The organism is Citreimonas salinaria (genome assembly GCF_900107235.1).
GTDB classification, from domain to species: Bacteria; Pseudomonadota; Alphaproteobacteria; order Rhodobacterales; family Rhodobacteraceae; genus Citreimonas; species Citreimonas salinaria.
Genome location: NZ_FNPF01000009.1, coordinates 25947 through 42863 on the forward strand (window position 1 = coordinate 25947; position 16917 = coordinate 42863).

Here is a 16917-nt window from a genome sequence, read left to right on the forward strand (position 1 = left end):
TTCAGGCCCTCTCGATCCGGCAAAGTGTGCATTTAGTTTCCTGCATCTGGGTCACCACGTCGTAGCCATAGGTCTGGACGGTGTTGACCGCCTCGCCCACCACGTACGGGGCGGTGCCCTCCGGGTAGCGGTCGGTCAGGTTCTCGCCCATCCAGAAGCCGGCGAAGTGGAACGGCAGGAAGACGGTGCCGGGCCCGACCCGCGTCGTGACCATCGCGGCCACGCGGATGCGGCCCTCGGGGGTGGCCACCCAGACGAAGTCGCCGTCCTCGACGCCGAACGTCGCGGCGTTCACGGGGTTGATCTCGACGAACATCTGCTGCTGGAATTCGGCCAGCCACTTGTTCGACCGGGTCTCGTCGCCGCCGCCCTCGTATTCGACCAGCCGCCCCGACGTCAGGATCATCGGGAACTCATCGGCGTAGTTCACCTCCTGGATCGACCGGAAGAGCACCGGCAGGCGCCACAGGCGCCGGTCCTCGTAGGTGGCGTATTCCGGCAGCAGGTCGCGGCGCGGGGTCAGCAGCGGCTCGCGGTGCAGCGGCACCTTGTCGGGGAAGTTCCAGACGACCGCACGAGCCTTGCCGTTTCCGTAGGGGGCGAGACCATGCGCGATCGCGACGCGCTGTAGGCCGCCGGACAGGTCGGTTTTCCAGTTCACGCCTTCGATCTTGGACCGCAGCGACTGGTCGCCGGACGACTCTTGTGACCGGTTGCTGGCCAGGTGGGCCTCGATCGCGGTCAGGGCATTTTCCGGGTAATCGGGAAAGCGCTGGCCCAGGGGCTCGCTGTTGCTCTCGTTGCTCCCGCTCTCCCCTCCGGTCATCCAGGAACCTTCGATATCTTCTGAATCGCCGTCGCCGCTGTTGCGGAGGAGGGACGCTTCGAGGTCGTCGACGGCGCGCTGCGCCTCTTCCTCGGAGATGTCGAAAAGTTCCAGGCGGAAGCGGTCGGCCCCAACGGCGATGATCATCAGCCGCTCGCGCGCGGTCAGATCCTCCGCCCAGCCGAGGGCATGGATCATGCCAAGAGTGATCTCGGGATAGCCGTCCTTGATCTCGGACCCGACGGTGTAGGAGTCTTCGGCCAGCAAGGTGGCGCCTTCGTGCTCGACGCCCCAGCGGGCGCGGAAGGGCAGACCGCCCTCGGCCACCGGCCGTGACTGGTCATACAGCAACGGCGTGCCCGGGTGGCTGTCCTCGGGCCTGCCCCAAGAGGGCCAGGGCAGGCAGTAATACTCGCCCTCGACCGGCGCGATCTGCCCGCGCAGCGTGATGCTGTCGAACTTGTCCTGGTGCTCCATGTGGCGCTTCAGCCGCTCGGGGCTTTGCCCGGTATAGCCGATCGTCCAGGTGCCGCGGTTGATTTCGCGCAGGATGCTTTCCGCCACCGGCACGTTGTCCACGACCTCGATCGTCTTGAACATCTCGTCGGCGAAGCCCAGCGCCTTGGCCAGAAGGTAGGTGATCTCGTAATCGGTCTTGGCTTCGAACAGCGGTTCGATTACCTTGTCCCGCCACTGGACCGAGCGCGAGGAATTGGTCACCGAACCGTGCATCTCGGCGGTGGTGCCGGCCGGCAGCAGATAGACGTTGTCCTGCTTCTGCGTCATGATCGCGACCTGCGTCGGGTGCGGGTCGACGACGCACAGCAGGTCGACCGTGTCGAGCGCCCTGATCTGGTCCGGCCCCCGCGTGATCGAGTTCGCCGCGTGGCCCCAGAACGTCATCGCCTTGACCGGGTGCGGCTGGTCCAGGGATTCGGGGTCTTCCAGGATCCCGTCCATGTAGCGCGACAGCGGCATGCCCGACCGTTCCATCAGCTCCTTCGAGGTGAAGCGGCTCAGCAGGTAGTCGTAGTCCGTGCCCCAGACCCGCCCCCAGTGCCGCCACGCGCCCTCTTCCAGGCCGTAATAGGCCGGCAGGCTGTCGCAGACGACGCCAAGATCGGTCGCGCCCTGCACGTTGTCGTGGCCGCGGAAGATGTTGGTGCCGCCGCCGACCTTGCCGACATTGCCCAGCACAAGCTGCAGGATCGACGCCGCCCGCGTCATGGACGATCCGATCGTGTGCTGGGTCAAGCCCATGCACCAGACCAGTGTGCCGGGGCGGTTCTCGGCGAGCGTGCGCGCCACGCGACGCGTCTGGTCCGGGGCGATGCCGCAGACGCGCTCGACCTCCTCGGGCGTCCATTTCTCGACCTCGGGAAGAATTTCCTCGATGCCGAAGACGCGCTGGGCAAGGTACTCCCTGTCCTCCCAGCCGTTCTCGAATATCTCGCGCACCAGCCCCCAGATGAAGCCCATGTCCGAGCCCGGACGGATGCGCACGTATTCGTCGGAATGCGCCGCGGTGCGGGTAAAGCGCGGATCGACGACGATCAGTGGCGCGCCGTTCTCCTTGCCGTTGAGCACGTGCAGCATCGACACCGGGTGGGCCTCGGCGGGGTTGCCGCCGATGATCAGGATCGACTTCGAACGGCGGATGTCGTTGAACGTGTTCGTCATCGCGCCGTAGCCGAAGGTGTTCGCCACGCCCGCGACGGTGGTCGAGTGGCAGATGCGCGCCTGGTGGTCGACGTTGTTGGTGCCCCAGAAGGCAGCGAACTTGCGGAACAGGTAGGCCGCTTCGTTCGAGTACTTGGCCGAGCCCAGCCAGTAGGCGCTGTCGGGGCCATAGGTCTCGCGGATGTCCAGCAGCTTCTCGGAGATCTCGGAAATCGCCTGGTCCCACGAGATGCGGACCCACTCGCCGCCCTCTTTCTTCATCGGGTACTTCAACCGCCGCTCGCCGATCGCGATCTCGCGCATCGCGGCGCCCTTGGCGCAGTGCGTGCCCTGATTGATCGGGCTTTCGAAGGCGGGCTCCTGTCCGACCCAGACGCCGTTCTCGACCTCGGCCCACATCGAGCACCCGACCGAGCAGAACTGGCAGATCGTCTTGCGGTGCACCATGTCGGGCGTGTCCGGCGGGGCGAACTGCGCCTGCACGCTGCGCGGCTGCACCGTGATCCCGGCCAGCGAAATGCCGGCAAGACCGGATGCCTTCAGGAAATCGCGGCGGGATTGCTGTCCGCGCGCGGGCGCGCGGGCTGTCGCTTGCCGTGAAGTCGGACGCGTGGCGGTTTTTCTTTTCAGCATCGGCTTCCCCCGTTCCGGCCTTACTCGCGGGCCAGCTTGTAATAGGTGCGGACGTGGTCGCTGTCGGCCAGTCGCACCTGGCGATGGTCGTCGGCGCTGGTATCTGCGGGCGCCGCATCGGCCCCCGCGGCGTTGCCAGCGACGGCGGCGGCCCCGGCCAGCGGCGCGATCTTAAGCAGATCGCGACGGGTGGCGTTCTTGCGATTATCGAATTTCGACATGACGATCCTCCCTCGGGAGGAGCGATCACCCGGTCCTCCCCTGCTTGAGGAACAAGATGCGACGCGGTCGCGTTCCAAAAAAATTGCAACAGGTGGGCGCAGGAACGCGGCGCGGCCGGTCGTCGGGCATCATCTCAGGCGTCGCCCGCATGCCTGAAATCCTGCCGAAGGCGTGCAGTCGCAGCATGACGAAGCGGCCTGTAAAGCCGGAACGGCTGGCTCGTGACAGGGCGTGCCGGGCACGCCGTCGTTCAGAGGGCGTCGGCCACTGCCAGTCCGGCCATCCGCAGGATGGCCTCGCGCGTCTCGGCCACGGCGATGAAGCGCGCGTTGTGACAGAATTTCGCGCCCGGCACGCCGCTCGCCGCTTCCAGCGCGGCATCGCTCAACCCGGCCCAGTGCGCGGGCAGGTCGGCGCGGGACTCGAACGTGTCGCCGCTCTTGCGGATCGTGGTCAGCGCCCAGTCGCCGTCGCGCGGGTGGACGACGAACAGCAGGTGATCGGCGCCGGCCTTTTCGATCGCCGGCCGGAAGGGCATGCCCATCGGCAGCTCCAGCACGCGCGACGACCCGGCATCGGCGATCGCCTCGGCCACGATGCATTCGGCCCGGCGCTTGGCGGCGCGGCGGTGGACCGCCGCCTCGACGAAGGCGCGCGCCACCGGCAGCGCCGCCAGGAAGGCGCGGTCGTCGGCGTCCGCGTCGCGGTCGTCGAAGGCGGGCTTGAGCGTCTCCAGCAGCACCGGCAGCGTCAGGCCGGACAGCGGACCCGCCGCCGACGGCTCGATCGCGCCGTTGTCCATCAGGTCGATGGGCAGCACGAAGTCCTCGTCGATCTCGACGTGGATCGCCTCGACATGCCCCGCGGGCAAGTCCAGCGCGGCAAGGTAGTCACGGCCGAAATGCTTCCAGATCAGCCCGAACGAGCTGTAGGGCTGGCCATTCTCGCGCAGCGGGTTGGGCCGCTGGTGGTGGTCGAAGATGCCTGCCTGCGCATCGTAGTCGCGGCCCACGTCGTAGACGATGCGGCCTTCGGCGGGCGCGATCCACTCGGCCGCGCGCGAGCGCACCAGCTCGGCCTGCGGGAACAGCCGCGTCAGGACCACCGAGGACAGAAGCTCGTCCGCGTGGAAGCCGCCGGAATGGGTGACGAGATGCGTGACGCTCATCGGCTTCGCGCCGCTGCCGCGCCGCTCAATGCGTCCAGGGCCCCCGGCGGTCGACCGAGAAGTTCTCGGCGTAGCCGCGCGGGCGGATGTTGGGGCGGCGCTTCTTGGGGTCCATCACCAGCGCGTCGATCCCGTGCTCGCGCGCATAGGCCAGCGCGGCCTCCTTGGTGTCGAACGTCATGCGGACCTGCGACTGGGTGTCTCTGGACGACGTCCAGCCCATCAGCGGATCGACCGAGCGCGGAACCTCGTGGGCGAATTCCAGCACCCAGTGCCGCGTCTTGGCCTGGCCGGACGACATGGCCGTGCGGGCCGGCTGATAGATGCGTGCGCGCATGATGACCTCCTGCTACAGGGCGCGGTTATTCCCGAAATCGCCCTCCCCGGCAAGGGGGCGGCATCGCGGCATTTGACGCGCCTGGCACGCGTACTTGAATATGGCCTTGCAGACGACACCTAATGCGCATCCAGATCGGAGCCCCCATGCCCTACGCCCATGCCGACAAGACGATGCCGATGATGCACGCGCCCGCGCCCGACGTGAAGGCGCGCGACAAGCTCGAGGGCGGCAAGCGCTTCGTCATGCACACCGAGTACAGCGCGGCGGGTGACCAGCCCACCGCCATCGCCGAACTGACCGAGGGCATCGCGGGCGGCGAGCGCGACCAGGTCCTGCTGGGCGCCACCGGCACCGGCAAGACCTTCACCATGGCCCGCGTTATCGAGGAGACCCAGCGCCCGGCGATCATCCTCGCCCCCAACAAGACGCTGGCCGCGCAGCTTTACGGCGAGTTCAAGAACTTCTTCCCCGAGAACGCGGTGGAGTACTTCGTCAGCTACTACGACTACTACCAGCCCGAGGCCTACGTGCCGCGCAGCGATACCTTCATCGAGAAGGAATCCCAGATCAACGAACAGATCGACCGCATGCGCCACTCGGCCACCCGCGCGCTGCTGGAGCGCGACGACGTCATTATCGTCGCCTCGGTCTCGTGCATCTACGGCATCGGCAGCGTCGAGACCTACGGCGCGATGACCCAGGACCTGCATGTCGGCAAGGAATACAACCAGCGCAAGGTGATGGCCGACCTGGTGGCGCAGCAATACCGCCGCAACGACCACGGCTTCCAGCGCGGCAGCTTCCGCGTGCGCGGCGACAGCCTCGAAGTCTGGCCCGCCCACCTGGAAGACCGCGCCTGGAAGCTGTCCTTCTTCGGCGACGAACTGGAGGCGATCACCGAGTTCGACCCCCTGACCGGCGAGAAGACCGCCAGCTTCGACCGCATCCGCGTCTACGCCAACTCGCACTACGTGACGCCCAAGCCGACGATGCAGCAGGCCGTCATCCAGATAAAGAAGGAACTCCGCCAGCGCCTCGACCAGCTGGTGGGCGAGGGCAAGCTGCTGGAGGCCCAGCGGCTGGAACAGCGCACCAACTTCGACATCGAGATGCTCGAGGCCACCGGCGTCTGCAACGGGATCGAGAACTACTCGCGCTACCTGACCGGCCGCGCGCCCGGCGAACCGCCGCCCACGCTGTTCGAGTTCATCCCCGACAACGCCATCGTCTTCGCCGACGAATCCCACGTCTCGGTCCCGCAGATCGGCGGCATGTACAAGGGCGACTTCCGGCGCAAGATGACGCTGGCGGAACACGGCTTCCGCCTGCCGTCCTGCATGGACAACCGCCCCCTAAAATTCGAGGAATGGGACGCCATGCGCCCGCAATCGGTCTTCGTCTCGGCCACCCCCGCCGCGTGGGAGCTGGAGCAGACCGGCGGCGTCTTCACCGAACAGGTCATCCGCCCCACTGGCCTGATCGACCCGCAGGTCGAGATCCGCCCTGTCGACATGCAGGTCGACGACCTGCTCGACGAGATCCGCAAGGTCGCGCAGGCGGGCTACCGCACGCTGGCCACCGTGCTGACCAAGCGCATGGCCGAGGACCTCACCGAATACCTGCACGAACAGGGCATCCGCGTCCGCTACATGCACTCGGACATCGACACGATCGAGCGGATCGAGATCCTGCGCGACCTGCGCCTCGGCGCCTTCGACGTGCTGGTCGGCATCAACCTGCTGCGCGAGGGCCTCGACATCCCCGAATGCGGGCTGGTGGCGATCCTGGACGCGGACAAGGAGGGCTTCCTGCGCTCGGAAACCTCGCTGATCCAGACCATCGGCCGCGCCGCGCGCAACGCCGAAGGCCGCGTCATCATGTATGCCGACCGCATCACCGGTTCGATGGAGCGCGCGATGGGCGAGACCGACCGCCGCCGCGCCAAGCAGATCGCCTACAACGAGGAACACGGCATCACCCCGGCGACGATCCGCAAGAACGTCGACGACATCCTGCAGGGCCTCTACAAGGGCGACGTGGACATGAACCGCGTCACCGCCAGGATCGACGGCAAGCACGCGGGCGCCAACCTGCAGGCGGTGCTGGACGGGCTGCGCGCCGACATGCGCAAGGCCGCCGAGAACCTGGAATTCGAGGAAGCCGCCCGCCTGCGCGACGAGGTCAAACGGCTGGAGGCGGTCGACCTCGCGATCTCCGATGATCCCCTCGCACGCCAGCAGGCGGTCGAGAAGGCGTCGAGCGAGGCGGTGAAATCGTCGGGCCGCTCGACCGCCGGACGGCCGGGGCAGCGTGGGGGAAACGTGAAGCGGAAGGGGCGGTAGACGGTTCCGGGCGGCCACCATCGCAGCCGCTTGTGGTTCACGGTCTTTTACCGCCCGTTAACCGGCATTTCGGATCCTGCGCCCATGCGGAACCCGAACTCGCCTCTCTCGCCCGAAAACTGGCTGAGGGATCTCTTTTTCCTCCAAGGCGGTGATGCAGGGCGAAGTGATCCGGCGCAAGGCACGGGACGTCGAGCGCTTCGCCGGCATGGATAGATTCATGCAGGAGATCGAACGCCGCGGGTATCGCGTCACCGAGAATTCGGGCCAGCTGGTGATCTTCTGCAACCGCGCGCCCGTGCGCTGGTTGACCCCACCGCCGGACCCGCTTTCCTGAAAGGAAAGCGCTGCCGAAATCCTTGAAGGATTTCGGCGATCCGCGACTGCGGAACGGATCGAGCCGTTTCGGGCGGCTGCAACGGAAGGACCGGTCTCACCCGCACCAGACGCGCGTGATCCGGCCCGCCTCGTTCACGTCGACGTTCAGCCGGGTAGGCCAGTAATCCTGCGTCACCATCATGTCCGGCCCGATCACGCGCGTGACTCCGGACAGTTCGGGCAGGCTCTCGACGGGGCGGCCGACATATCCGTTCAGCCGCTCGGCGCCGCAGCTGTTCGCGCCCCCCTGCAAGCTGCAGCCGGCCAGCACCAGCGCGGCGCCCGCACCGAGGCCCACGCAAAGGCCACGCGGCATCCGCCGGGCTGGTCCGTCGTCGTACATCGTTGCCATACCATCATCCCCTCGGTTGATCTCCGGCACGTCAACGGCTCCGCGTGGCAAAGGCTCCTGCACGCGCGGGTCTTGGCGTTTTCCCGCCGAGCGGTCAGAAGTCGAACAACTCGCCCAGCAGGCCGCCCTTCTTCTTCTTGTGGTATCCGCTGTCCTGGCGGCGCTGATCATAGCTGCGCTGATCATATCCGCGCTGGTCGTAGCCGCGCGGCGCCTGCGAGCGCGGGGCGGAGGCCATCTGCGCGTTCGCGCGTTCGATGATCTTGTCCAGCTCGCCCCGGTCCAGCCAGACGCCGCGGCATTGGGGGCAATAGTCGATTTCGACGCCCGAGCGGTCGGTCATCACCAGTTGGGTTCCGTCGATGGGGCATTGCATGGCGGTTTCCTCTCCGTTTGCTCACAGGTAGATAGGCAGTCCGGCATGCCCTGCCTAGACCGGCGCGGCGGTTCGGCGCGGGGCGCGATCACACGGCGCCGGCCGGCCCGAAATCGCGCGCGGATTCCTCTTGTGCGACTCGGGGAAAAGGCGCACATCCCGTCGCCAGCCGGACCCAGCGTCAGCCCGGCCGCCGCAAGGAATCGTCCCCAGGGCAACGACGCCTTTCAGGACCACGCCCATGCGCGCCCTTCTGCTTTCCGCCGCACTCCTTGCCGCTGCCCCCGCCCTTGCCGATGAAACCACCGGCACCATCCTGGCCTACGACCGCGTGGCCGGTCTGCTGGTGCTCGAGGACAAGACCGTGTGGGAACTCTCCGCCTCGGTCACTGTGCCCGAGGATCTGGTCGCCGGTGACCGCGTCCGCATGGTCTACACGACCGCCGGCGAAGACGGTCTGACCAGCATCGACAGCCTGACCCGCGCCGAGTGATCCGCGACCCGCGCAAGGCCCCGTCCGGGGCCTTGCCGCCGCCGGCCAGCTCCCCGCGCGTGCGGCCTGTTCCGGCACCAAAGCCTAACGCTTCGTGAATCCGTCTCTGCAAGTCATTGATTCCGTTGAGGCGCAAGCATGTCCCACCGTGGGACATGCCGCGGCGCTCAGACGTCCAGTTCCTCCACGAAGCGGGCGTTCTCCTGGATGTACTGGAAGCGCAGCTCGGGCTTCTTGCCCATGAGACGCTCGACCAGGTCGCTGGTCTCGCCCGGCTCGTCCTCGTCGATCGTGACGCGGATCAGCCGGCGCGTGGCCGGGTCCATCGTCGTCTCCTTCAGGTCCTTGGCGTCCATCTCGCCCAGACCCTTGAAGCGCTGCAGGTCGATTTTGCCCTTGCCGCCCAGACCCTGCGCCAGCAGGCGCTCCTTCTCGGCGTCGTTGGCGACGTAGACGCGCCTGGCGCCCTGGGTCAGGCGGAACAGCGGCGGGCAGGCAAGGTAGAGGTGCCCGTTGTCGATCAGCGGCCGCATCTGGGAATAGAAGAAGGTCATCAGCAGCGACGCGATGTGAGCGCCGTCCACGTCGGCGTCGGTCATGATGATGATCTTCTCGTAGCGCAGGTCGTCGATGTTGAACTTCGAGCCCAGCCCGACCCCCAGCGCCTCGCACAGGTCGCGGATCTCGGCGTTCGAGGTCAGCTTGTTCGACGCGGCGCCCAGCACGTTCAGGATCTTGCCCTTCAGCGGCAGCAGCGCCTGCGTCTCGCGAAAGCGCGCGCCCTTGGCCGACCCGCCGGCGCTGTCGCCCTCGACGATGAACAGCTCGGTCCCCTCGCGGGTCTTGGACGTGCAGTCGGTCAGCTTGCCGGGCAGGCGCAGCTTCTTGGTGGCCGACTTGCGCTGGGTCTCCTTCTCCTGCTTGCGGCGCAGGCGTTCCTCGGCCCGCAGGACGAGGAAGTCGAGGATTGCGCCGGCGGACTTGGTGTCGGCGGCCAGCCAGTTGTCGAAGTGGTCGCGCACGGACTGCTCGACCAGGCGCTGGGCGTCGCTGGTGGCGAGGCGATCCTTGGTCTGGCCGACGAACTCGGGCTCGCGGATGAAGCAGGACACCAGCGCGCAGCCGCCGGCGACCAGGTCGTCGCGGGTAATCTGCGCGGCCTTGCGGTTGCCGACCAGCTCGCCGTAGGCGCGGATGCCCTTGAGGATCGCGGACCAGAAGCCGGCCTCGTGTGTGCCGCCCTCGGGGGTGGGAACGGTGTTGCAGTAGGACTGGATGAACCCGTCGCGGGACGGCGTCCAGTTGATCGCCCACTCGACCTTGCCGGGCAGGCCGAACTTCTCGCGGAAATCGACGGTGCCGGCGAAGGGGGCGGCGGCGTAGGTCGTCGCGCCGCCCAGCGTTTCGGACAGGTAGTCGGCGAGGCCGCCGGGAAAGTGGAACGTGGCCTCGGCGGGCGTCTCGCCGTCGTCGATGGCGGTCTTCCAGCGGATTTCCACGCCCGAGAAGAGGTAGGCCTTGGACCGCACCATCTTGAGCAGGCGGGCGGGCTTAAACCTATGAGAACCAAAGATATCCTTGTCGGCGTGGAAGGTGACGGCGGTGCCGCGGCGGTTGGGGGCGGGGCCGATCTTGGCGACCGGGCCCAGAGGGACGCCGCGGGAAAAGCGCTGCTCGTAGAGCTCGCGGTTGCGGGCGACCTGGACGACCATGGAATCCGACAGGGCGTTCACGACCGAGGCGCCGACGCCGTGCAGGCCGCCGGAGGTCTCGTAGGCCTTGCCGCCGAACTTGCCGCCCGCGTGGAGGGTGCAGAGGATCACCTCGAGCGCGGACTTGCCGGGGAACTTGGGGTGCGGGTCGATCGGGATGCCGCGGCCGTTGTCCCTGATTTCGCAGGAATAATCGGCGTGCAGCGTGACCTCGATCCGGTTGGCGTGGCCGGCCACGGCCTCGTCCATCGAGTTGTCGAGCACCTCGGCGACGAGGTGGTGGAGGGCGCGTTCGTCGGTGCCGCCGATATACATGCCGGGGCGTTTCCGGACGGGTTCCAGCCCCTCGAGCACCTCGATCGAGGAGGCGTCGTAATCGGAGGGCTCGTGCCCGTGCAGGAGATCTTCGGCCATGTGCTGCTCGCATTCTTGGTTTGGCCCCGAGTATGGCAGAGCCCGCGGACGGCGGAAAGGGGCGGGTCACATCCCGTGCACGACGCATGCACAATCCATGCGCACGGCCCGCACAACATGCCTTAACCCGGCCGCGGCAGGGTCGGCCCGTCCCGACCACCCACAGGAGCCACCCAAATGCCCCGCCCCAAGCTGACCGAGATGACCAAGACCGAGCGGCTGAACTTCATGTACGGCGTCGACGCGATGGAGATGGTCGAGCGCGACCTGCTCAACGTCATGTGGACGCACAAGGGCTGTCCGCGCGACTGGCACGCCATCGCCGACGACCCGGACCGCCGCGACGGCAAGCGCACGCGCTGCACCGTGGCGTTCGACGCGGACGTGGTGCGGTTCTTCAAGGCGATGGGGCCGGGCTACCAGCACCGGATGAACCGGGTGCTGCGCGCTTTCATGCATTTCCGCCTGGCCAAGGTGATCGAGGGGCCGGACACGTCCGACTACATCATGCGCCCCGAGGAGGTCGAGAAGAAGGCCCGCGAGTCGCGGACCCAATGGGGCGACACCGAGGCGGGGATTATTCGGTGAGAAGTTGGGGTGGGCCCGCCGGGCAGGGGAGGCAGCGCACGGCGCGGGGGCGGCAATGGCCAGCGGCGCCGCTCCGCAGGCGCGCCCTGCCGTGGCGCGGAGTATGGCAGAGCCCGCGGGTCGGTGAAGGCCGACAGGGTGTCCCACGGTGGGACGCGTTGCCGGGTGTGGATGACGGTTGCCTCGAAGCCCCAGCGATGTCGACACGCATAGGCAGCTAGCGGAACTTACGCGCTTTGCGCCGCTAGTTCTTCTCTGAACGTCAACTCAACTCTGCGAAGCGCCTCTTGGAGTCGCTTATCGTCTGATTTTTCTTGCTCAAGCAACAACTTGAGCAATTCCTCCTCAGACACGTGCTTCTTAACACCGCGTTGCCCAACCATGTTCTGCCCCGTCTCTGATGCGTCCAAGGGTAGCAAGCTATCCTAGGTACTTCAACGCAAATGTGGGGTTAATGGATGCATCAAAATAGTGCTTTCTTTTCACCCAGACAAAGCCGTCTCCCTTGGAGATGACCGCAACGTCAACGGGCCCGCCAACAGTCTCAAATTGTGGATTCACGCGTTTGTGAATATGCGAAACATTGATCAGCGTTTCAGCAACGCTTCCGAGTTCTGCGATCGGTAAAGCGGCGATTGCCTGCCGGATTGGCCGGGAATAGTGCTGATCCTTATAGTCTTTCATAGCCTCTCGATAGCTATCCAATCCAGCTATTAACGCCTTAATGGAAGCCTTCTTGAGCTTTTCCTTTTCTGCTTCATCTGCGTGGGGCAGTTGCTCAATGATTGTTTGGATCGATTTCGCCAGAACCGTCAACGTTTGTGAGTTGGCTTCCTTCTCATATTGCGGGTTCATGCCGTTTAGAAGCGTCTCCATTACCTCGCTGTCGGCCAGAGGTATTACTTGCCCCTGCGATGTATTGCTCAGTGAATGTTCTTCTATTTCCCATCGGCGAACCTTATCAGCAAAGATGCAGTCAACGTAATAGTGTGACAACGAAGGTAGAAAGTCCCGCTCTCCAAAACCCGCGAAAACGAGGCCAGTATAGCCGCTGGTTTTGTACTTTCTCGAAAACATGGTTTTATACAGCTTTTGGACTAAGCTCTTTGTCCCAGTCGCGTAGCTTTTTCGATCCCTAAAGATGTGATTTGAGATGTCGTCGAGCAAGCTGCGCGAAGCTCTAACTTCGGAGGCAATCTGGCTGTCTGAGAGACATTCGATGCGGTCTAGGCTCTCAATCTCCTCTACTCTTTCCTCTAGCTTCTCCTTGAAGTCCTTCTTATTTGTCGAGGAGCTTAGAATTGGAAGGAGTTCGTCCATAAGGTGAAGGGCAGTGATGAATTGTGTGTCCTGTCGAGGGAAGAGGTCACTATTGCCGTCGAGATAGCCAAAGAAGTCGTCAGCATATTCCGACAGTCGGCCAAACTTTCTTCTGCCGAGCTGCTCCCTATAGTTCTTTATGACAGTCTCAAGGGGAAGGCCGCCTAATGTTACTGTGTTATAGAGCATCACCCCGACAGGCGCATGCTTTGACAGGGAGAAAAGCTTGTTCGCAGAATTATAGGTTTTTGTTATCCGCTCATAATTGTGTACATGCTCGACAGTCACAGCGCTATCGGCGGCTAGAGCAAGGCCAAATTTATTGATAATTATTACTTCTGATGTCATTTCCGTTCCCCCAAAACCCCCTGAAACTCCCGCCATTCCCCCTTGGACATGCCGGAGTTCTCCTGCGTGACCTCCTCACCCTTCAGCATGCGCCGCACGCAATCAAGCGCGCCGGCGGAGAGGGTGGCGCCGCCCATGCGGTAATCTTGATGCGCCTTGTACGCGAACGGCACCCAGTCGGCGGTGATCGCGGCGATGGCCTCGGCGTAGACGCGGATCTCGTACTGGGCGTGGCTGTCGGCGCGCAGGCGCAGGAAGTGCAGCAGGTTGTGCAGGTCGGTCTTCCAGTACCATTGCGTGTAGATGCTGGCGGGCAGGTTCATGCGCGCAAGTTCCCGCGCAAGGCCCTGCTGGCCGGCGGTGGAGATCATCGCCTCGTAATGGTCGTAGGCGCGGTTGGAATCCTCGCGCAGCCAGTCGAGCACGCGCTGCGCCTCGGCGCCTTCCAGAGCCTCGCCCCGGCCCTGGTTGTTGGTGGCCGATTGCGCGGCCAGGCTGTCGCGCGCGGGGATGTAGAACTCGCGGTCGAGGATCGAGTAGCGGGCCGAGTATTCGTTCACGTTCGCGGTGCGGTGGCGGATCCACTGGCGCGCGACGAAGACCGGCAGTTTGACGTGGAGCTTGATCTCGCACATCTCGAAGGGGGTCGAGTGCCAGTGCCGCATCAGGTAGCGGATCAGCCCTTCGTCGTTGGAGACGGCCTTGGTCCCGCGGCCGTAGCTGACGCGCGCGGCCTGGGTGATGGCGGCATCGTCGCCCATGTAGTCGACCACGCGGACGAAGCCGTGATCCAGCACCGGGTGCGCGGTGTAGAGGTGTTTCTCCATGCCCGGGGCGGTGGCGCGCAGGGTGGGCTGCGTGTCCTTGCGGGCCTCGGTGATCTCGGCCTGTTGGTCGGGGCTGAGGGGCATGGCGAATCCTTTCCGGGCGCGTGAGTCGGGTTCTACCTTATCTTGTGGGGGCTTTCGGGGAAACGCCGATATGCGGTGTTGCCGCCGGTGGCTCGACAAGCGTGGCGCGGGTGCTAGCCTTGGGCGAAGGCAAAAGGAGAGACCGATGGGTATCAAGTATCTGCACACGATGGTCCGGGTGAAGGACCTGGACGCGTCGATCGCGTTCTACAATTTGCTGGGGCTGACCGAGCGGCGCCGGATGGAGAACGAGAAGGGGCGCTTCACGCTGGTGTTCCTGTGCCCGCCCGAGCAGGCCGACGGGCATCACGACGTCGAGCTGACGTACAACTGGGACGGCGACGAGGGGCTGCCCAGCGACAGCCGGCATTTCGGGCACCTGGCCTACACCGTGCCGGACATCTACGAGATGTGCGAGACGCTGCAGAAGGCGGGCGTGACGATCAACCGGCCGCCGCGCGACGGGCACATGGCGTTCGTGCGCTCGCCCGACAACGTGTCGGTCGAGCTGCTGCAGGAGGGCGAGGCGCTGCCGCCGAAGGAGCCCTGGGCGAGCATGGAGAATACCGGGCATTGGTAGGCCTTGGAGGCCTGCCGGCGCGCGCGGGCGCGTGCGCGCTGGCGGGCCTGCTGGCGCTGGCGCCGGGCATGGCCCTGGCGCAGGAGGATTGCCGGCTGGCGCTGCTGCTGGCGCTGGACGTGTCGTCCTCGGTCGATGAGCGGGAATACGCGTTGCAGCGCGACGGACTGGCGGCGGCGCTGACCGATCCCGACATCGTGGGCGCGCTGCTGGGGCAGGGCGGGCGCGTCGCGCTGGCGGTCTACGAGTGGAGCGGCCGGCGGCAATCGGTCGTGGTGCAGGACTGGGTGGTGCTGCGCAGCCGCGCCGACATCGACGCGGTCGCCGACCGGCTGGCGCGCACGCAGCGCAGCTATGCGCGGTTTCCCACGGCGCTGGGCTATGCGCTGGGCTTCGGGGCGACGATGATGCAGCGCGCGCCCGATTGCGCGCGGCGGGTGATCGACGTGTCGGGCGACGGGATCACCAACGACGGGTTCTGGCCGCGCCCGGCCTACCGGAACTTTCCCTTCGAGGGCGTGACGGTGAACGGGCTGGCAGTGCTGGGCGCCGATCCGGACGTGGTGGATCACTACGAACACGAATTGCGCCGCGGTCCGGGCAGCTTCGTCGAGACGGCGGAGGGGTACGACGGGTTCCGGGCGGCGATGGTGCGCAAGCTGTACCGCGAGATCGAGAACCGCCTGGTGGGCGCGTCGGGCGCGCCGATGCCGCCGGGCTGAGGCCAAGGGCGGATGGTGCGCGGGCTGCGCGATGTGCGGGAGAGGGTCTGGGTGCGCCGGCCATGGGGCCCCGCGCGCGGCTACGTTCTGTAGCCGTAGGTCGGATCAGTAGATGTAGCGGATCTGATCGGACCAGTAGCGTTCGACGCGCCGCAGCGCGGTCGTGATCTCGTCCATGCCGTCGAAGGACAGCGCGCCCTTCGATTGCAGGCCGTCGGCGTGGCGTTCGAACAGGCCCGCGACGATCTCGCGGATCTCGCGGCCCCGCTGGGTCAGGCGGACGCGGACCGACCGGCGATCGATCTCGCACCGCTGGTGGTGCATGTAGCCCATCTCGACCAGCTTCTTGAGATTATAGGACACGTTCGAACCCTGGTAATAGCCGCGGGTCTTCAACTCGCCGGCCGTCACCTCGTTGTCGCCGATGTTGAACAGCAGCAGCGCCTGAACGGCGTTCAGGTCGATGATGCCGAGGCGCTCGAACTCATCCTTGATGACGTCCAGAAGCAGCCGGTGCAGCCGTTCCAGAAGTCCCAGCGATTCAAGATAGCTGGCCATGAAGCCCTGATCGGTCTCGGGCGCCATGGAGGCATGTATACTCATAACCATCTCCGCGTTGTGACACTGCGGCGAAGATGTGGCTAAAATACCCAACATTGCGTTAAACGCGTTGCGTTTTTTTCGAAACAGCGCGCGGTCGGGTGACGGTCGCGCAACGGCTGGGCCGCGCGACAGCGCGATTCAGGGGCCGAAGGAGGCGACGGCCCGGATGTCGTCGACAAGCGGCGCGAAGCGCGCAGGCGGGTCTATCTGGCCGGAGACCCATTGGTAGAGATCCTGGTCGTTCTCGTGCAGCAACGCCTCGTAGGTATCGAGCCTTGCTGCGTCCATCTGCGCCAGCCGCGCATCGGCGTAGCGCATCAGTAGGATGTCCATTTCCTTGATGCCGCGCCGCATCGAGCGCATGTGCAGCCGCTTGAGGCGCGTGGCGCGGTCCTCGGGCGCGATGTTCAGGTTCGCCGTGCTCATTGCACTCTCCGTGCTGCCTGTCATGTCCGCGGTCCCGGCCGCGCCGTCGCTACTGCGTCGCCAGCATCGCGCGCAGGCGCTTTTCCAGGCGCGAGAGCTTCTCGCTGCCGGCCTGCAGCTGGATCTTCACCGCGCGGATGTCCAGCAGGATCGCGTTGATGTCCGGTCCCACACTGGCGGAATCATCGGGGGCGGGCAGGCCCTCGCCCTCGCCGGTGATCAGCCAGACCATCGACACGCCCAGCAGTCCGGCGGTCATCGACAGCCGGTTGGCGCGCGGCTCGGCCATGTCGTTTTCCCACGATTGCAGGGTCTTGAGCTTGACGCCCAGGCGCCGCGCGAGGTCGCCCTGCGACATGCCGGCGGCGTCGCGGGCGGCGGCCAGGCGGTCACCGAAGGTGGCCGCGTCGGGGCCGTACCAGTCGGTCGTGGGGCCGGTCGTGTCCTCGGTGAGGGCGATGTCTGTGCTCATAACAATGTCCT

General features: G+C 65.8%; 18 protein-coding genes. 6 read left to right on the forward strand and 12 right to left on the reverse strand.

Annotated elements, in window-relative coordinates; translation table 11 throughout:
- Position 1: 1 nt before the first annotated feature.
- The 4 genes from BLW27_RS12045 to BLW27_RS12060 form a co-directional block, all read right to left on the reverse strand.
- Complete coding sequence (locus BLW27_RS12045) at positions 2–3139, reverse strand: molybdopterin-dependent oxidoreductase (RefSeq protein WP_089883642.1); 3138 nt, start codon at positions 3137–3139, stop codon at positions 2–4.
- Positions 3140–3159: 20 nt separating this feature from the next.
- Positions 3160–3360 carry a hypothetical protein gene (locus tag BLW27_RS12050; RefSeq protein ID WP_089883645.1) on the reverse strand — a complete coding sequence of 67 codons (201 nt, stop codon included), beginning with the start codon at positions 3358–3360 and terminating at the stop codon, positions 3160–3162.
- A 251-nt stretch (positions 3361–3611) separates the two neighbouring features.
- The gene (locus tag BLW27_RS12055; protein WP_089883646.1) at positions 3612–4529 is read right to left on the reverse strand and encodes an MYG1 family protein; all 918 of its coding nucleotides are present in this window, start codon (positions 4527–4529) and stop codon (positions 3612–3614) included.
- Positions 4530–4554: 25 nt separating this feature from the next.
- Positions 4555–4866 carry an ETC complex I subunit gene (locus BLW27_RS12060; RefSeq protein WP_089883647.1) on the reverse strand — a complete coding sequence of 104 codons (312 nt, stop codon included), beginning with the start codon at positions 4864–4866 and terminating at the stop codon, positions 4555–4557.
- A 146-nt stretch (positions 4867–5012) separates the two neighbouring features.
- Between BLW27_RS12060 and uvrB the strand changes: the two genes are divergently transcribed.
- Both uvrB and BLW27_RS12070 read left to right on the forward strand, forming a co-directional pair.
- Complete coding sequence (gene uvrB / locus BLW27_RS12065) at positions 5013–7211, forward strand: excinuclease ABC subunit UvrB (RefSeq protein ID WP_089883769.1); 2199 nt, start codon at positions 5013–5015, stop codon at positions 7209–7211.
- 154 nt (positions 7212–7365) lie between these two features.
- On the forward strand, positions 7366–7548 hold the full coding sequence (locus tag BLW27_RS12070; RefSeq protein WP_342708062.1) for an aspartate aminotransferase: 183 nt from the start codon (positions 7366–7368) through the stop codon (positions 7546–7548).
- 96 nt (positions 7549–7644) lie between these two features.
- Here BLW27_RS12070 and BLW27_RS20730 read toward each other — a convergent pair whose 3' ends face one another.
- Positions 7645–7941: an I78 family peptidase inhibitor gene (locus tag BLW27_RS20730; protein ID WP_245710862.1), complete on the reverse strand. Its 297-nt coding sequence runs from the start codon at positions 7939–7941 to the stop codon at positions 7645–7647.
- A gap of 94 nt (positions 7942–8035) precedes the next feature.
- On the reverse strand, positions 8036–8317 hold the full coding sequence (locus BLW27_RS12080; protein ID WP_089883649.1) for a TFIIB-type zinc ribbon-containing protein: 282 nt from the start codon (positions 8315–8317) through the stop codon (positions 8036–8038).
- A gap of 241 nt (positions 8318–8558) precedes the next feature.
- Here BLW27_RS12080 and BLW27_RS12085 point away from each other — a divergent pair, with 241 nt between their 5' ends.
- Entirely contained in the window at positions 8559–8810 is a 252-nt protein-coding gene (locus BLW27_RS12085; RefSeq protein ID WP_089883650.1) for a hypothetical protein, read from the forward strand.
- Positions 8811–8977: 167 nt separating this feature from the next.
- Here BLW27_RS12085 and parE read toward each other — a convergent pair whose 3' ends face one another.
- Positions 8978–10936 (reverse strand): DNA topoisomerase IV subunit B, encoded by a 1959-nt coding sequence (gene parE / locus BLW27_RS12090; protein WP_089883651.1) that lies wholly within the window; start codon positions 10934–10936, stop codon positions 8978–8980.
- Between the two features lie 177 nt (positions 10937–11113).
- Between parE and BLW27_RS12095 the strand changes: the two genes are divergently transcribed.
- On the forward strand, positions 11114–11524 hold the full coding sequence (locus BLW27_RS12095) for a BrnA antitoxin family protein (protein WP_089883652.1): 411 nt from the start codon (positions 11114–11116) through the stop codon (positions 11522–11524).
- A 420-nt stretch (positions 11525–11944) separates the two neighbouring features.
- Here BLW27_RS12095 and BLW27_RS12100 read toward each other — a convergent pair whose 3' ends face one another.
- Together BLW27_RS12100 and thyX are read right to left on the reverse strand one after the other, a co-directional pair.
- Complete coding sequence (locus tag BLW27_RS12100; protein ID WP_143042253.1) at positions 11945–13192, reverse strand: hypothetical protein; 1248 nt, start codon at positions 13190–13192, stop codon at positions 11945–11947.
- Positions 13189–14103: an FAD-dependent thymidylate synthase gene (gene thyX / locus BLW27_RS12105; protein WP_089883654.1), complete on the reverse strand. Its 915-nt coding sequence runs from the start codon at positions 14101–14103 to the stop codon at positions 13189–13191. The genes BLW27_RS12100 and thyX overlap by 4 nt, the downstream gene beginning before the upstream one ends.
- 145 nt (positions 14104–14248) lie before the next feature.
- Here thyX and BLW27_RS12110 point away from each other — a divergent pair, with 145 nt between their 5' ends.
- A complete protein-coding gene (locus BLW27_RS12110; protein WP_089883655.1) occupies positions 14249–14683 on the forward strand; it encodes a VOC family protein in 435 nt (144 codons plus the stop codon).
- Complete coding sequence (locus BLW27_RS12115) at positions 14677–15405, forward strand: DUF1194 domain-containing protein (RefSeq protein WP_342708063.1); 729 nt, start codon at positions 14677–14679, stop codon at positions 15403–15405. Before BLW27_RS12110 ends, BLW27_RS12115 begins: the two co-directional genes overlap by 7 nt.
- Positions 15406–15510: 105 nt before the next feature.
- Here the strand turns inward: BLW27_RS12115 and BLW27_RS12120 are convergent, their stop codons facing one another.
- The 3 genes from BLW27_RS12120 to BLW27_RS12130 all read right to left on the reverse strand — a co-directional run bounded on the left by BLW27_RS12120 (position 15511) and on the right by BLW27_RS12130 (position 16906).
- On the reverse strand, positions 15511–16008 hold the full coding sequence (locus BLW27_RS12120) for a MarR family winged helix-turn-helix transcriptional regulator (RefSeq protein WP_089883656.1): 498 nt from the start codon (positions 16006–16008) through the stop codon (positions 15511–15513).
- A gap of 138 nt (positions 16009–16146) precedes the next feature.
- Positions 16147–16434 carry a succinate dehydrogenase assembly factor 2 gene (locus tag BLW27_RS12125; RefSeq protein ID WP_089883657.1) on the reverse strand — a complete coding sequence of 96 codons (288 nt, stop codon included), beginning with the start codon at positions 16432–16434 and terminating at the stop codon, positions 16147–16149.
- 49 nt (positions 16435–16483) lie between these two features.
- The gene (locus tag BLW27_RS12130) at positions 16484–16906 is read right to left on the reverse strand and encodes a helix-turn-helix domain-containing protein (RefSeq protein ID WP_089883658.1); all 423 of its coding nucleotides are present in this window, start codon (positions 16904–16906) and stop codon (positions 16484–16486) included.
- Positions 16907–16917: the final 11 nt, after the last annotated feature.

Coding starts and splice junctions, on each gene's coding strand:
- BLW27_RS12045 (WP_089883642.1), bottom strand. CDS start 3,139: ATGCTGAAAAGAAAAACCGCCACGCGTCCGACTTCACGGCAAGCGACA.
- BLW27_RS12050 (WP_089883645.1), bottom strand. CDS start 3,360: ATGTCGAAATTCGATAATCGCAAGAACGCCACCCGTCGCGATCTGCTT.
- BLW27_RS12055 (WP_089883646.1), bottom strand. CDS start 4,529: ATGAGCGTCACGCATCTCGTCACCCATTCCGGCGGCTTCCACGCGGAC.
- BLW27_RS12060 (WP_089883647.1), bottom strand. CDS start 4,866: ATGCGCGCACGCATCTATCAGCCGGCCCGCACGGCCATGTCGTCCGGC.
- uvrB (WP_089883769.1), top strand. CDS start 5,013: ATGCCCTACGCCCATGCCGACAAGACGATGCCGATGATGCACGCGCCC.
- BLW27_RS12070 (WP_342708062.1), top strand. CDS start 7,366: ATGCAGGGCGAAGTGATCCGGCGCAAGGCACGGGACGTCGAGCGCTTC.
- BLW27_RS20730 (WP_245710862.1), bottom strand. CDS start 7,941: ATGGCAACGATGTACGACGACGGACCAGCCCGGCGGATGCCGCGTGGC.
- BLW27_RS12080 (WP_089883649.1), bottom strand. CDS start 8,317: ATGCAATGCCCCATCGACGGAACCCAACTGGTGATGACCGACCGCTCG.
- BLW27_RS12085 (WP_089883650.1), top strand. CDS start 8,559: ATGCGCGCCCTTCTGCTTTCCGCCGCACTCCTTGCCGCTGCCCCCGCC.
- parE (WP_089883651.1), bottom strand. CDS start 10,936: ATGGCCGAAGATCTCCTGCACGGGCACGAGCCCTCCGATTACGACGCC.
- BLW27_RS12095 (WP_089883652.1), top strand. CDS start 11,114: ATGCCCCGCCCCAAGCTGACCGAGATGACCAAGACCGAGCGGCTGAAC.
- BLW27_RS12100 (WP_143042253.1), bottom strand. CDS start 13,192: ATGACATCAGAAGTAATAATTATCAATAAATTTGGCCTTGCTCTAGCC.
- thyX (WP_089883654.1), bottom strand. CDS start 14,103: ATGCCCCTCAGCCCCGACCAACAGGCCGAGATCACCGAGGCCCGCAAG.
- BLW27_RS12110 (WP_089883655.1), top strand. CDS start 14,249: ATGGGTATCAAGTATCTGCACACGATGGTCCGGGTGAAGGACCTGGAC.
- BLW27_RS12120 (WP_089883656.1), bottom strand. CDS start 16,008: ATGAGTATACATGCCTCCATGGCGCCCGAGACCGATCAGGGCTTCATG.
- BLW27_RS12125 (WP_089883657.1), bottom strand. CDS start 16,434: ATGAGCACGGCGAACCTGAACATCGCGCCCGAGGACCGCGCCACGCGC.
- BLW27_RS12130 (WP_089883658.1), bottom strand. CDS start 16,906: ATGAGCACAGACATCGCCCTCACCGAGGACACGACCGGCCCCACGACC.